At 65.1% G+C, this 289-nt stretch carries 1 protein-coding gene; it reads left to right on the forward strand.

Annotation, left to right across the window (positions count from 1 at the left end; genetic code table 11):
* The coding region (locus tag ACWGS9_RS35710; RefSeq protein WP_454509547.1) for an IS66 family transposase zinc-finger binding domain-containing protein at positions 1-289 on the forward strand (289 nt) is incomplete at both ends.

Below are 289 nucleotides of genomic sequence, written 5' to 3' on the forward strand. Positions count from 1 at the left end.
CTCGCAAGGGCTTTGCAGAGCATCTCGAGCGGATCGACGTCGTCATCGAGCCGGAAACGCCGCAAGGCTGCGAGGGCCTGGACAAGGTTCTCATCGGCGAGGACGTCTCGGAGCGGCTGGACGTCATCCCGGCGCAGTTCCGGGTGATCGTCACCCACCGCCCGAAATACGCCTACAAAGGCTTTGACGGCGTCTTCCAGGCACCCGCACCAGCGCACCTGATCGAGGGCGGCATTCCGAGCGAGGCGCTTCTGGCCCATATCGCCGTCGCCAAGTATGCCGACGGGCT

The sequence above is a fragment of the Mesorhizobium sp. Arg314 genome (assembly GCF_053714275.1).